This is a genomic window from Coprococcus eutactus, assembly GCF_001404675.1.
Taxonomy (GTDB): Bacteria; Bacillota; Clostridia; order Lachnospirales; family Lachnospiraceae; genus Coprococcus; species Coprococcus aceti.
The window spans coordinates 607431-621317 of record NZ_CYXU01000001.1; the positions used below are offsets into that span (position 1 = coordinate 607431).

General features: G+C 43.0%; 14 protein-coding genes and 1 other RNA gene. All 15 read left to right on the forward strand.

Going from position 1 to position 13887, the window contains the following annotated elements:
• Nucleotides 1–36 precede the first annotated feature (36 nt).
• The 15 genes from rnr (at nucleotide 37) to ARA78_RS02700 (ending at nucleotide 13712) form a co-directional block, all read left to right on the forward strand.
• Nucleotides 37–2220: a ribonuclease R gene (gene rnr, locus ARA78_RS02635; protein ID WP_055279935.1), complete on the forward strand. Its 2184-nt coding sequence runs from the start codon at nucleotides 37–39 to the stop codon at nucleotides 2218–2220.
• Nucleotides 2183–2656: an SsrA-binding protein SmpB gene (gene smpB / locus ARA78_RS02640; RefSeq protein WP_022216414.1), complete on the forward strand. Its 474-nt coding sequence runs from the start codon at nucleotides 2183–2185 to the stop codon at nucleotides 2654–2656. The genes rnr and smpB overlap by 38 nt, the downstream gene beginning before the upstream one ends.
• 154 nt (nucleotides 2657–2810) lie before the next feature.
• Complete coding sequence (locus ARA78_RS02645; RefSeq protein WP_015534988.1) at nucleotides 2811–3158, forward strand: hypothetical protein; 348 nt, start codon at nucleotides 2811–2813, stop codon at nucleotides 3156–3158.
• Between the two features lie 94 nt (nucleotides 3159–3252).
• Nucleotides 3253–3594, forward strand: a transfer-messenger RNA (tmRNA) gene (gene ssrA, locus ARA78_RS13505).
• Between the two features lie 375 nt (nucleotides 3595–3969).
• Entirely contained in the window at nucleotides 3970–4317 is a 348-nt protein-coding gene (gene rplS / locus ARA78_RS02650; RefSeq protein WP_055144373.1) for a 50S ribosomal protein L19, read from the forward strand.
• Between the two features lie 110 nt (nucleotides 4318–4427).
• Nucleotides 4428–5000, forward strand: coding sequence for a signal peptidase I (gene lepB, locus ARA78_RS02655; protein ID WP_082418040.1), 573 nt, complete (start codon nucleotides 4428–4430; stop codon nucleotides 4998–5000).
• 10 nt (nucleotides 5001–5010) lie between these two features.
• Nucleotides 5011–5859 carry a ribosome biogenesis GTPase YlqF gene (gene ylqF / locus ARA78_RS02660; RefSeq protein ID WP_015534986.1) on the forward strand — a complete coding sequence of 283 codons (849 nt, stop codon included), beginning with the start codon at nucleotides 5011–5013 and terminating at the stop codon, nucleotides 5857–5859.
• The gene (gene lepB, locus ARA78_RS14435) at nucleotides 5860–6885 is read left to right on the forward strand and encodes a signal peptidase I (RefSeq protein ID WP_055144379.1); all 1026 of its coding nucleotides are present in this window, start codon (nucleotides 5860–5862) and stop codon (nucleotides 6883–6885) included.
• Nucleotides 6886–6949: 64 nt separating this feature from the next.
• The gene (locus ARA78_RS02670; RefSeq protein WP_055279936.1) at nucleotides 6950–7705 is read left to right on the forward strand and encodes a ribonuclease HII; all 756 of its coding nucleotides are present in this window, start codon (nucleotides 6950–6952) and stop codon (nucleotides 7703–7705) included.
• 37 nt (nucleotides 7706–7742) lie between these two features.
• Nucleotides 7743–8105, forward strand: a complete 363-nt coding sequence (locus ARA78_RS02675) for a YraN family protein (RefSeq protein ID WP_330375968.1) — start codon at nucleotides 7743–7745, stop codon at nucleotides 8103–8105.
• Nucleotides 8106–8118: 13 nt separating this feature from the next.
• A complete protein-coding gene (gene pgeF / locus ARA78_RS02680; protein ID WP_022216419.1) occupies nucleotides 8119–8967 on the forward strand; it encodes a peptidoglycan editing factor PgeF in 849 nt (282 codons plus the stop codon).
• A gap of 59 nt (nucleotides 8968–9026) precedes the next feature.
• A complete protein-coding gene (locus ARA78_RS02685) occupies nucleotides 9027–10337 on the forward strand; it encodes a DUF512 domain-containing protein (protein WP_015534981.1) in 1311 nt (436 codons plus the stop codon).
• A gap of 25 nt (nucleotides 10338–10362) precedes the next feature.
• Nucleotides 10363–11685, forward strand: coding sequence for a ribosome biogenesis GTPase Der (der, locus tag ARA78_RS02690; RefSeq protein ID WP_022216420.1), 1323 nt, complete (start codon nucleotides 10363–10365; stop codon nucleotides 11683–11685).
• A 2-nt stretch (nucleotides 11686–11687) separates the two neighbouring features.
• Nucleotides 11688–12347, forward strand: coding sequence for a glycerol-3-phosphate 1-O-acyltransferase PlsY (gene plsY / locus ARA78_RS02695; RefSeq protein WP_015534979.1), 660 nt, complete (start codon nucleotides 11688–11690; stop codon nucleotides 12345–12347).
• Nucleotides 12348–12722: 375 nt separating this feature from the next.
• The gene (locus ARA78_RS02700; RefSeq protein WP_022216421.1) at nucleotides 12723–13712 is read left to right on the forward strand and encodes an NAD(P)H-dependent glycerol-3-phosphate dehydrogenase; all 990 of its coding nucleotides are present in this window, start codon (nucleotides 12723–12725) and stop codon (nucleotides 13710–13712) included.
• Nucleotides 13713–13887: the final 175 nt, after the last annotated feature.

Below are 13887 nucleotides of genomic sequence, written 5' to 3' on the forward strand. Positions count from 1 at the left end.
GGGATGCGGGCATAATGTATATAGAAAGGGTTTGTTATGGATAATAAGGATTTGGAGTTATACAACAGAAGAAAACAGACGGTATATGAATTTATATGCGATGATGATTATCCGCCTATGAAGTTCAAGGAGATGTGTACATTCCTTCAGGTCCCGGGAGATGAGAGACAGACATTTCTCGATATACTGAATGACCTCACAGAGGAGGGACTGATCATCAGATCGGCAAAAGGACGATATCAGAAGGTCGGAGAAGGGACATACAAGGGAACATTTATCGGCAATCAGAGAGGTTTTGGATTTGTCCGCGTTGAGGGCATGAAGGAGGATTTCTTTGTCCCTGAGAAGAATACCATGGGAGCGTTCCACGGTGATACAGTCCTCATACGTGCGGAGGACAGACCGAAGGGAATGAAGCAGGAAGCATCGGTTATAAAGGTACTTGAGCGTGGACTAAAGAAGGTTGTCGGAGTCTATCAGAAGAATAAGAACTTTGGATTTGTCATACCTGACAATCTGAAAATAGATGGAGACATATTTATATCCAAGGCAAATTCCATGGGCGCCATGGCTGGACATAAGGTTGTGGCGGAGATCATCAGTTATGGAGACAAAGTGAAGTCTCCGGAGGGAAAGATTATAGAGATACTTGGACATATAAATGATCCGGAGAGTGACGTGCTGTCTGTGGTCAGAGCTCTGGACATTCCAGTCGATTTTTCTGACGAGGTCATGGACAGCCTTTCACAGATCCCTGATTTTGTCAGCGCATCGGAGATGGCAGGCAGAACGGATCTCCGACATCTTCAGACAGTGACGATAGATGGCGAGGATGCAAAAGACCTGGACGATGCCATAACACTCTATGAGGCGGACGGAATGTACAAGCTTGGTGTGCACATAGCTGACGTGACCCACTATGTAAAGGAGAATTCCCCTCTGGATAAAGAGGCACTTAACAGAGGTACAAGCTGTTATCTCGTGGACAGGGTAATACCTATGCTTCCGCACAAGCTGTCAAATGGTATCTGTTCGCTGAATGAAGGGCAGGACAGATTGGCGCTGAGCTGCCTTATGGACATAGATCAGAAGGGCCACATAGTAGGACATAAGATATGTGAGACTGTGATCAATGTGGACCGTAGAATGTCATATACAAGTGTGTCTGCAATTGTCGAGGATCACGATCCAGGGGAGACCAGAAAATATGAGGAGCTTGTGCCTATGTTCGAGATGATGCTTCATGTGTCGGATCTTCTCAGAGCTAACAGAAGAAAGCGAGGCTCAATAGATTTTGATTTTGACGAATCGAAGATCAAGATAGACTCCGACGGCAAAGTTGTATCAATAGGTGTATATGAGAGACGCAGATCCAATGAGATCATTGAAGATTTTATGCTTGCTGCAAATGAGACGATTGCTGAGGATTATTTCTGGCAGGATATACCATTTGAGTACAGAGTCCATGAGACACCTGATGCAGACAGGGTTGAGCAGCTGGCGCTCCTTATAAGTAATTTTGGAATGTACTTTAAGGCATCAAAGGAGAATATACATCCGAAAGAATTCCAGAAGCTGCTTGACAGGATAAAGGGTGAGCCTTATGAGAATCTTGTGAGCAGGATGGCGCTGAGGACCATGAAACAGGCGAAGTATTCAACGGAGTGCACAGGACATTTTGGACTTTCGTGTAAGTATTACTGTCATTTTACTTCTCCTATAAGGAGATATCCAGATCTGCAGATACATCGTATAATAAAGGAAAATATACATGGCAGACTTGACTCGAGGAGAATAGAACATTACAGCATGATACTTGACAGGGTGGCTGATGACAATTCGCGCAAGGAGAGAAGAGCTGAGGAAGCTGAGCGTGATGTGGAGAAGCTCAAGAAGGTGGAATATATGTCAGCTCACATTGGCGAGGTCTATGACGGATTTGTCTCAGGAGTTACAAACCGGGGAATGTTCGTGGAACTGCCGAATACGGTGGAAGGCTTTGTGAACGTGGCAGATATGCGCGACGATTATTACTATTTTTCTCAGGAAGATTATGCTATGATAGGTGAGGACACGGGCAAACAATATGCCATCGGTGATCCTATACAGATAAAGGTGAAGAATACAGACAAGATGACGAAGTCGATAGATTTCAGTATTGTATATAAAGGAGAGGATACATTTGTCAAAGGAAAGAGGAAACACTCTCATCGCAAATAACAAAAAGGCATATCACGAGTATTTTATAGAAGAGAAGTTTGAGGCCGGAATAGAGCTTGTGGGAACCGAGGTAAAGTCCATAAGACAGGGACACTGCAGTATCAAGGAAGCATTTGTCGGAATAGACCACGGCGAGGTGTATGTGTACAGAATGAATATCAACCCATATGAGAGGGGGAATATATTCAATAAAGATCCGCTCAGGACGAGAAAGTTGCTGCTCCACAGGTACGAGATCAACAAGCTTATCGGACAGCAGAAGGTGAAGGGTTATACCATTATGCCGCTCAAGGTATATATCAGAGATGGACTTGTCAAGATGGAGATAGGTCTGGCAAGAGGTAAGAAGCTCTACGACAAACGTGAGGATATCGCCAAGAAGGATATGAAGCGCGAGATGGAGAGAGATCTTAAGAGCAGGAGCAAGGACTTCTGATCGTGAGCGTTTGTGGAATTTCTGTGAAATCAAACTTATTATTGGAATTATAATGCAGCTTGTGTTATACTAGCAAGGTGTTGAATAAGATAAGCTGGTTCAGATATAATGTGTGTATCGGAATCAAATAAACGATAGTCTGGAGAAGGGCGTTATGAGTCAGAGTAAAGTAGATAAGAAGAAATATGAGAAAAAGCACCGCAAGGAGATACTTAGGAAGCAGAAGATCAAGAAGATTATTGCTATAACAGTTACGATCGTTGTTATCGCTGCTATAGTTGGAAGCGTTGCGGGTGTGAAGATATATAAGGCGATACCTAAGTATGTTGATGCTTCAGGCTTGTCAGAATATGTAGACAAGACTTGGAAGGACAGCGGTTATGACACTCTGTTTTCTGCTACAGCTTCCGATGCTGAGGACACAGCAGACACAACTGAAAATGCAGAAGATACAGCAGAGGCGACAGATGCAGAGGAAGATACAACTGCTGACGCTGAGTAAGAGCATCTGATAAATTAAGATATATAGGCGCAGGTATTATTTTGATATTTGCTGCATATATTATAAATGATTGGTTATCACTGATCTATGATCAGGGGTTGACTGGTTTCGACAGGGGTTTTGAAGCTATGGAAGCCATCCGTGGACCAGAGCCACGCTAAAAGCTGGAAAAAAAATAAACGCTAACGATAATTTAGCATACGCTGCCTAAGGGCAGTCGTCATCCTTTAGGAACGCCGAGCCTTTAGGAATGGCGTCGATTTTCGGCAAACTCCTGCATCTAAGCTTTGCGATGTAGGAAAATCCATGAAGCTACTAAGGTCTATAGCATGTTAGTGGGCGATAGGCTGAGGGAATGTTAAAGCACTGACTGTGATGGAAGAAACTGTAGTGAATGAGCTTTTGGACGCGGGTTCGACTCCCGCCAGCTCCACTAATTTTCATAAGGAGGGGCCCGCCGTAGGTGGGAGGAATCCTTCAGAGGAAGCGCACTGATGTGCGCGTAGGTCATCAAGCTACGCTTGACGACAAGTTGTGAAGCACGCAGACGCCTGCGAACGAAGTTCGCCTTCTAATGCGTCTGCTCCACTTGACTGAATTAAGTCGAACAAGATATTTAATGCAACAGGGCATATAGAAATCAATCTATATGCCCTGTTTGCTAAAAAACGGATAAAATCCGAAAATTCTTCTTGCATCTACAATTTCAGTATGTTATATTAAATGAGTTGTGAAAAGAGTGATGGTCCTCTGTGCCCATATATCCGGTGGATATGGTAGTAAGAACATCAGAATATTAAGGAGGAACACAATGAACGATTACATTAAGAATCTTGAAGCTTCACAGATGAAGGAGAGCGTTGATGAGTTCAACGTAGGAGACACTGTTAAGGTACACAACAGAATCAAAGAGGGTAACAAGGAGAGAATCCAGATCTTCGAGGGTACTGTAGTAAAGAGACAGGGCGGAAGCAACAGAGAGACATTCACAGTTAGAAAGATCTCTGGCGGATGCGGTGTTGAGAAGACATGGCCTGTACACTCACCTTTCGTTGAGAAGATTGAAGTTGTAAGAAAAGGTAAAGTTAGAAGAGCTAAGATTTACTACTTACGTTCAAGAATTGGTAAGGCAGCAAAGGTTAAGGAGCTTGTTAAATAATAAAGCTTGTAACATGAAAGTAAAAGTGGCTGGAGTATTTCTACTCCAGCCATTTTTAGAATGGATGAAATGAACTGAACAAATATATTGATGATTGAAGGATAGAATTCATGAGTGAGAGATATGACAGACTCCGAAGGATAAGGAGAGAAAAAAGGCGTCAGAGAAGACAACAGAGATCATTGAAAAAGACTATGAAGAGCGCACTTGGCTGGTTCATATCGATACTGACAGCGGCTATACTTGGTTATGGTTTTGTTGCATTTGGATTCCAGACGGTATATATGGTAGGACCATCCATGGAGCCGACACTGACGGATGGAGAATCGTATCTGGTCAATAAGGCTGTTTATCTGGTGACATCCCCGGAAAGATACGATGTGGTAGCGTATCGTATAGTTGAGAATCAGGACGAATACTATTCCATCAAGAGAGTGGTAGGCCTGCCGGGTGAGACTGTGCTTATCCAGAATGGTCAGGTATATATAAATGGCAATCCGCTTGCAGATTATCCCGTCGACTGTGAGATAAAAACAGCCGGAATAGCGGAATCTGCGATCACACTTGGAGAGAATGAATACTTCCTGCTCGGAGACAATCCGGACAACAGCCAGGATTCAAGATTTCAGGCGGTTGGCAATGTACAAAAGAGCGAGATGCTGGGCAGAGTAAAGATAAAATAGAGGTAGAGATATGAATATACAGTGGTATCCCGGACATATGACAAAAGCAAGACGAATGATGCAGGAGGATATAAAACTTATAGATATCGTCATAGAGCTGGTGGATTCAAGAATCCCATTCAGTAGTAAGAATCCTGATATAGACGAGCTTGCAAAGAACAAATACAGACTCATACTCCTCAACAAATCAGATCTTGCGGATGATGCAGTCACAACAAAGTGGGAAAACTATTATAAGAATAAAGACTTTGCCGTTGCAAAGATAAATGCCCGTGACGGTATGGGGATGAAGAGTATCAACAATATCGTGCAGGAGGCCTGCAAAGAGAAGATAGAGAGGGATAGAAAAAGGGGAATCATAAACCGTCCGATAAGGGCGATGATAGTCGGTATCCCGAATGTCGGCAAATCCACGTTTATCAATTCCTATGCGAGAAAGGCCTGCACCAAGGTTGGAAATAAGCCTGGTGTCACAAAAGGCAAGCAGTGGATAAGACTTGGAAAGAATATTGAGCTTCTGGACACTCCCGGTATTTTATGGCCGAAATTCGATGATGAGGCCGTTGGTCTCAGACTTGCGTTCATAGGTTCGATCAATGATGAGATACTCAGCATAACGGATATAGCGGTTGAATTAATTAAATTTTTACAGGCAAACTATTGTAATACCCTTGTTCAAAGGTATAATATTGAAAGTGTTGATGATCCTGTACAGATGCTGACAGGTATCGCAGAGAAGAGACAATGCATTAAGAAGGGCGGGGAGCTCGATTATGACAAGGCTGCGGCTCTGCTGATCGATGATTTCAGATCGGGAAAGCTGGGGCGTATTACATTGGAGACCCCGAAGGAAGACTAGATGAGTGAAGAAAACAAGAATGTTGCTGATGCGTTAAACGATATATTTGAGGATGACCCTGCGAAGAAGGAAAGGGACAAAGAGATCGCCAAATATGAGAAGAAGCGTCAGAAAGCGATAGATAAAGAACAGAAGAAGGCTGCAAAAAAGGCTGCGAATGAAGCAAAGGAAGCTGAAAAGAAAACTGCCGACGATGAGCAGGAAAATAAGGAGAAGTCCTCCTGGTCATGGGACAAAGCAGTCGCTGAGAGTTCGGCTGATGCAAAGGCGGAGACAGCAGATAAATCGGAAGAAGCATCTCAGAAGGAGACATCGGAAGAAGTTGCAGGAGCAGCTAAATCTGAGAGCTCAGATAAAACTGCAGAAGCGGTTAATACAGACTCTTCTGAAGAAGTGTACAATGAGGATGGAGAACTTGACGAGAAGGCTTTAAAGAAGCAGCTCAGGAAAGAGAAGAAAGAGGCAAAAAAGAAAGAAAAGGCCGAAAAGGAAGTCAATATTGTCAAGGATCTCATATTTCTGTGTATTTATATAATAATAGTAATTGGCATATGCTGGGCTGTGCTCACATTTGTCGGACAGCGAACAGAGGTCAGTGGAGAGTCCATGAGCAATACTCTTCACAGCGGAGATACATTATGGATTGACAAGCTTGAGTATGAATTTGGCTCGCCGAAGAGATTTGATGTGGTTGTATTCCCGTATGGAGACGATGATGAGACCTTCTTCATCAAGCGTATAATCGGACTTCCGGGTGAGACAGTGTATATAGACGAAGATGGTGTTATCTATATAAATGACGAGCCTCTGGAGGGCGATGTGTATGGCAGAGAGGCTATAGCCAGCGACAAGCGCGGAGTTGCAGCCGAGGAGATCACACTGGGTGATGACGAGTACTTTGTTCTGGGAGATAACAGAAACAACAGCCGTGACAGCCGTGTGGAGGATGTTGGCAATATACACAAGAAAGATATCATTGGCAGGGCTGTATTCAGATTTACAGGCGGTTTTGGCAAGATAGAATAGGATAAGATATCAGGGGCTGTTGCCTAAAAAGTGGCAATGGTCCTTGTTTTTAGGTGGAGGACATATGGAAAGTATAGCGGAGATAAAAAAAGTATTTGCTGATGCTGATATAAGTGAATATTCGGGGCTTATCGAGAAGTATGGCGACGATGAGAGAGATGGGGTAAAGAAGATCATAGCGTCCGCTCAGAAAAAGATCAATGCTCTTGAAAAGGAAAAAGCCCGCAGCTATAAAATGTTTGAATTTGAGAGAAAATACGCTGATAAGGGATATATATGCGGTATAGATGAGGTCGGAAGAGGCCCGCTTGCAGGCCCTGTAGTGGCTGCTGCAGTCATTCTTTCAAAGGACTGTGATATTTTATACCTCAACGACTCCAAGCAGCTCACACCGAAGAAGAGGGAGGCTCTATACGATGAGATCATGGCGAAGGCTGTAGCTGTAGGCGTGGGTATGGCAAACGAGAAAGTAATTGACGAGATAAATGTTCTCAATGCAGATTACGAGGCGATGAAGCAGGCTATATCGAAGCTTCAGGTTAAACCACAGCTCCTGTTAAACGATGCGGTTAATATTCCGGGTGTTGATATCGAGCAGGTAGGCATAATAAAAGGTGATACGCTGTCTGCGTCGATTGCGGCAGCAAGTATAATTGCAAAGGTTACAAGGGACAGGCTTATGGTTGAGTATGACAGTCTGTATCCGGGTTATGGATTTGCAAAAAACATGGGATATGGTACGGCAGAGCACATTGATGCGCTCAAGAAGATCGGTCCGTGCGCAATACACAGAAGGACGTTTATCAAGAACTTTGTATAACAATTGTTCATCACACATATATTCATGGAAAGGTGAAATGATGTATAACAGCAGAGCAACCGGTAATGAAAAGGAAGCTTTAGCTGCTGATCATCTGGCTGGCAGGGGCTATGAGATCCTGTACAGGAATTTCAGGGTGGCCAGCGGTGAGATAGATATAGTGGCAAAACACGATGGATATATAGTGTTTATCGAGGTGAAGTATAGGTCCGGAGTACATAAGGGCTTGCCGGAGGAGGCTGTCGATGTGCGCAAGCAGAGACAGATATGTAGGACTGCATTATTCTTCCTGAACAAATATGGATATGGAATGGACACCCCGGTTAGATTTGATGTGATAACCATACTTGGTGAGGATATACATCATATAGAAAATGCATTTGAGTATTCGGGATATTGATAGGATGGCGGATATGGATATAAAGTATATTAGGAAAGACAATTCAACACATGTCCACACGGTGGATGGCGTGGATTATATATCATTTGACAAATTGGACAGAGCCGGAGTTGTAAATGCATTCTCCACCAGGATCGGCGGAGTGAGTGAGGGATATCTGGGTTCCATGAACCTGAGCTTCCACAGAGGCGATGATGCGGATCTGGTAATGGAGAATCACCGCAGATTTGCCACTGCAGTGGGGTATGATTACGAAAAGCTTGTGTTCTCAGATCAGGTGCATAAGACAGACATATATAAAGTTACAGAGAAGGATGCCGGAAAGGGAATAATCAGAGAGTCGGATATTCTGGAGATCGATGGACTTATGACGGATGTTCCGGGGATACCACTTATGACATTTTATGCGGACTGTGTCCCTGTATTGTTCTATGATCCGGTGAAAAAGGTTGTTGCGGCGAATCACTCCGGGTGGAAGGGAACCGTCAGCAAGATAAGCGGACATATGATAAACAGATTGAAGTCTGAATATGGAACATCTCCAGAGAATCTCATTTGCGCCATAGGACCTTCTATATGCAAGAATTGCTATGAGGTGAGTGAAGATGTAGCTGAACGCTTTATGGCGGCATATACGGAAGCAGAGACGGCTCAGATCGTATTTAGCAAGGGTAATGGCAAATATCTGCTTGATCTCCACAAGGCCAACTATTACAATCTTGTTGATTCAGGTGTAAAACCTGAGAATATTGACGTGACAAATATATGTACATGCTGTAACAGCGAATGGCTTTTTTCACACAGGGCGAGCAAAGGCCTGCGGGGTAATCTTGCAGCGGTGATCATGCTCCCTGAATTATAGGGCGTTATTCATTTGCTGCAGCTTTTGATCCGTAGACAATTAATATAAAAGAGGAAATTATGGAACATATTGTAAAGGAAATACTTGAGGGAAGTATAGCCCAGGAGATGGAGATCGAACCGGGAGATAATATTCTGGCGGTCAATGACCATCCTATAGAGGATATATTTGACTATCAGTATCTCATAAATGACGAATATATAGAACTTCTCGTGAGGAAGTCTGACGGCGAGGAGTGGCTTCTGGAGATAGATAAGGATTATGACGAGGATCTAGGGATTGTTTTTGAAAATTCCCTGATGGATAATTACAAGTCTTGCTATAACAAGTGCATATTCTGCTTTATCGATCAGAACCCGAAAGGTATGAGAGACACTATATATTTCAAGGACGATGATTCCAGACTGTCATTTCTTCAGGGAAATTATATTACCCTTACTAATATGAAGGAAAAGGATATTGACAGAATAATCAATTATCACCTTGCTCCGATAAATATATCGGTGCACACTACCAATCCCAAGCTGCGCTGCAGTATGCTGAACAACAGATTTGCCGGTGCCATACTTGACTATATAAGGAAATTTTATGAAGCTGGTATTCCTATGAATGGACAGATAGTTTTGTGCAAGGGGATAAATGATGGGGAGGAATTGTGGCGTACGATCTCTGATCTTATGGAGTTTGTTCCTGTTATGGAGAGCTTATCCGTGGTCCCTGTCGGTTTGTCAGATTACAGAGATGGCTTGTTCCATCTTGAACCGTTCAACAGAGAGGACGCCTGCGAGGTTATTGATATAATAGAACATTTTCAGAAAAAGGCATTTGAAAAGCATGGCACACATTTTGTCCAGGCAAGTGATGAATGGTATATAAATGCTGGCAGGGATTTCCCTGAGGCTGATAGGTATGATGGCTTTATCCAGCTTGAAAATGGTGTGGGCATGGTGAGACTGCTCATAGATGAGTTTGATGAAGAGTGGAGCTGCGTAGAGGGCGATGACAGAGAGTATGAGGTGTCCATGGTTACTGGAGTGCTCGTATATGATTCCATAAAGCTCCTTGCTAACAGGATCCCTGAGAAGTTCCCTAATGTGAAGGTGCATCTGTATAAGATCATTAATGATTTTTTTGGACATAGAATAACCGTGACAGGATTGCTTACGGGTGGAGATATAAGAAAGCAGCTCACAGGAAAGCCTCTTGGGCAGCGGCTTATACTGCCTTCCAATACTCTTATGGCGGATGAGCCAAAATTCCTTGATGATGTGACGCTTGCAGAGCTCACAGATGCTTTACAAGTCGATGTTTGTATTGTAGAATCAAGTGGTGCTGATTTTATTCATGCAGTAATTGGCGATGATATGTAATTAATTATATATGGAGGAAGATAGAATGAGTAAACCTATAGTTGCCATAGTGGGCAGACCCAATGTAGGTAAATCAACTCTGTTCAATGTGCTTGCCGGAGAAAAGATATCCATAGTTCAGGATACACCGGGAGTTACGCGAGACAGAATTTATGCTGATATCAACTGGCTGGATTACAATTTCACTCTGATAGACACAGGAGGAATTGAGCCGGAGTCAGACAATATTATACTTAAGAGCATGAGAGAACAGGCAGAGATAGCCATAGAGACAGCGGACGTCATCCTGTTCATGACGGATGTCAGACAGGGAATGGTTGATGATGATGCCAAGGTTGCCGATATGCTCAGAAGATCCAAGAAACCTATAGTTCTCGTTGTCAACAAGGTAGACAGCTTTGAAAAGTTCATGCCGGATGTGTATGAGTTCTATAATCTTGGACTTGGAGATCCACATCCTATATCAGGTTCATCTAGACTTGGAATAGGAGATATGCTCGATGAGGTGGTATCACACTTCAATGAGTCTGCAAAGGATGACACGGAGGATGAGAGACCTAGAATCGCCATCATAGGAAAGCCAAACGTAGGAAAATCTTCTATAATTAATAAGCTTCTCGGTGAGGACAGGGTTATTGTATCAGATATAGCCGGAACCACAAGAGATGCCGTGGATACAGAGATCGTCAGAAATGGCAGAGAATATGTATTCATAGACACAGCGGGACTCAGACGAAAGAGCAAGATTAAAGAGGATATAGAGAGATACAGTATCATAAGAACAGTATCAGCGGTTGAGAGATGTAATGTTGCAGTCCTCGTAATAGACGCAACGGAGGGAATAACCGATCAGGATGCCAAGATCGCGGGAATCGCACATGATCGTGGCAAGGGAATGATAATAGCTGTGAACAAATGGGATGCTATCGAGAAGAATGACAAGACCATATATAAGTTTACAGAGGAGATCAGAAACAAGCTTTCATACATGCCGTATGCGGAGCTGCTCTTCATATCAGCCCAGACCGGACAGAGACTTCCAAAGCTGTTCGAGACCATAGATGCTGTTATAGAGAATCATTCACTCCGCATAGCTACTGGTGTTCTGAATGAGATTATGAGTGAGGCGGTTGCTATGCAGCAGCCACCATCAGATAAGGGTAAGAGACTTAAGCTCTATTATATTACCCAGGTGTCAGTTAAACCTCCTACATTTGTCATATTTGTAAATGACAAGGAGCTTATGCATTTCTCATATACACGTTATATAGAGAACAGGATAAGAGAATCCTTTGGATTCAGAGGTACACCTCTAAAATTCATAATCAGGGAGAGGAAAGAGAAGTAGTCATGGAGATGTTGATTAGGGCTATATGTCTGGTTGGGGGCTATGGAGTAGGACTCATTCAGACAGCGTATATTTACGGCAGGATAAAAGGTGTTGATATAAGAAAGTATGGAAGTGGAAATGCGGGAACGACAAATGCACTGAGAGTTCTTGGAAAGAAAGCTGGACTGATAGTTTTCCTGGGGGATTTCCTCAAAGGAATAATCGCCTGCTCACTGACACATATCATACTTGGCCAGCTAGGTATAGGTAATGCATACATGTTCGTACTGTATACAGGACTTGGAGTTGTGCTTGGTCATAACTTCCCATTCTATATGCAGTTCAAGGGCGGCAAGGGAATTGCTGCCAGCGGCGGAATGATAGTAGGTCTGTGGGACTGGAGATTGGTAGTGATACTCCTTGCAGCGTTCGTTATAAGTGTTGTGATAACAAGATATGTATCGGTTGGATCACTTACGATCATGATCGGATTCTTCATATTATACACAGTATTTGCAATTCATGGAGATTATAATTTCACATCGAATGCAAAAATGATCGAAGGAATAATCATGGCGGGAATCATAGCCGGAATGGCCGTGATAAGACATTGGCAGAATATCAAGAGACTGATAGCGGGAACGGAGAATAAGTTGTCGTTTGGTTCTAAGAAGGCTTGATGGAAAGCGGAAGCGAATAGAGAGTTATTGAATCCCCTCCTTACTGGATAAAACAGGAAGGAGGGGATTTTTTGTAGTGAGCAACGTTTTATAGATGTCTGGATAAAACAAAATCAGATAACATAATGAGTATACATAAAACCGAGATTATGGTTATGTGATATTTATACGCAGTGAAATGTGTATTAAAAACTGTTGATTAGAATAATGTGAGTTTACATAACTAGCCCAAAATCTAAAAATACAGTAAAAATTTGCAAAAACATCCATGTATTGTCACTATAGACTGGATTAAATGATGAAAAAAAGTTAAAATAGAAAAAAATGATTCAAGGATTGAAAAAAGAAATATAAATATTTTGGAGGTATTTTACGATGAAAATAGGTGTTCTCGGAGCAGGTGGATGGGGTTCTGCACTTGCTAATCTGCTGGCAGGAAATGGACACGAGGTTATAGTGTGGTCTATAGATGAGAGAGAGGTTGCCATGCTCAAGGAATTTCATGAGCAGAGAGACAGACTTCCGGGCGTTATACTTAACAGCAGTATTGAATATACAACAGATGCGTCAAAGGCTGTTATTGGTCAGAAGATGATAGTGTGCGCAGTGCCTTCTCCGTTTGTCAGAAGCACAGCAAAGAACATCGCTGACAAGGTGAGCAACGGACAGCTTATCGTGAATGTCAGCAAGGGAATAGAAGAGTCCACACTCAAGGCTCTCGTGGAGATCATTGAGGAAGAAATCCCACAGGCTAAGGTGGCTGTCCTTTCGGGTCCGTCACATGCAGAGGAAGTAGGCCGCGGAATACCTACAACGGTAGTTGCCGGTGCCCGTGATATAGAGATTGCAAAGACAATCCAGAACGCATTTATGAACGATTATTTCAGGGTATATACAAGCACTGATGTGACTGGTATTGAGCTGGGTGGTTCAGTGAAGAATGTAATAGCTCTGGCAGCCGGAATATCAGATGGACTTGGACTTGGCGACAACACGAAGGCTGCTCTTATGACCAGAGGAATGGCGGAGATCATGAGACTTGGACTTGCCATGGGCGCAGATGTCAAGACGCTGTCAGGACTTTCAGGAATGGGAGATCTTATAGTTACATGTACATCCAAGCACAGCCGTAACAGGAATGCCGGATATCTCATCGGTCAGGGTAAGACCTATGAGGAAGCTATGGCGGAGGTCAAGATGGTTGTTGAGGGTGTTTATTCTGCCAAGGCAACACTGGCACTTGCCAGGGAGCATGGGGTTGAGATGCCTATCGTTGAAGCAGTCAATAACGTATTATTTAATGGCATGACGGCAAAAGAGGCTCTCACAGAGCTTCTCAACAGAGACAGAAAGAGTGAATTGTAATCGATTATATTTTATATGTTTGATATATTTCGATAGATTATGCTGCCGAAGAATAGTAGTACAAAATCACCTAATAATTAAACGATAAAGTAAATGTGAACAAAAAAGCAACAGAAAACTGTTCTTTTTGTTCACAAACTGTTTACAATTACCATGTGTTATGATAAATTTAAAG

What these genes read in the sequence shown, in the direction of transcription:
- ARA78_RS02675 (WP_330375968.1), top strand. Translation starts at nt 7,743, where the DNA reads ATGATGTATAACAGCAGAGCAACCGGTAATGAAAAGGAAGCTTTAGCT.
- ARA78_RS02685 (WP_015534981.1), top strand. Translation starts at nt 9,027, where the DNA reads ATGGAACATATTGTAAAGGAAATACTTGAGGGAAGTATAGCCCAGGAG.
- lepB (WP_082418040.1), top strand. Translation starts at nt 4,428, where the DNA reads ATGAGTGAGAGATATGACAGACTCCGAAGGATAAGGAGAGAAAAAAGG.
- ARA78_RS02670 (WP_055279936.1), top strand. Translation starts at nt 6,950, where the DNA reads ATGGAAAGTATAGCGGAGATAAAAAAAGTATTTGCTGATGCTGATATA.
- ARA78_RS02645 (WP_015534988.1), top strand. Translation starts at nt 2,811, where the DNA reads ATGAGTCAGAGTAAAGTAGATAAGAAGAAATATGAGAAAAAGCACCGC.
- pgeF (WP_022216419.1), top strand. Translation starts at nt 8,119, where the DNA reads ATGGATATAAAGTATATTAGGAAAGACAATTCAACACATGTCCACACG.
- rnr (WP_055279935.1), top strand. Translation starts at nt 37, where the DNA reads ATGGATAATAAGGATTTGGAGTTATACAACAGAAGAAAACAGACGGTA.
- lepB (WP_055144379.1), top strand. Translation starts at nt 5,860, where the DNA reads ATGAGTGAAGAAAACAAGAATGTTGCTGATGCGTTAAACGATATATTT.
- der (WP_022216420.1), top strand. Translation starts at nt 10,363, where the DNA reads ATGAGTAAACCTATAGTTGCCATAGTGGGCAGACCCAATGTAGGTAAA.
- plsY (WP_015534979.1), top strand. Translation starts at nt 11,688, where the DNA reads ATGGAGATGTTGATTAGGGCTATATGTCTGGTTGGGGGCTATGGAGTA.
- ylqF (WP_015534986.1), top strand. Translation starts at nt 5,011, where the DNA reads ATGAATATACAGTGGTATCCCGGACATATGACAAAAGCAAGACGAATG.
- ARA78_RS02700 (WP_022216421.1), top strand. Translation starts at nt 12,723, where the DNA reads ATGAAAATAGGTGTTCTCGGAGCAGGTGGATGGGGTTCTGCACTTGCT.
- rplS (WP_055144373.1), top strand. Translation starts at nt 3,970, where the DNA reads ATGAACGATTACATTAAGAATCTTGAAGCTTCACAGATGAAGGAGAGC.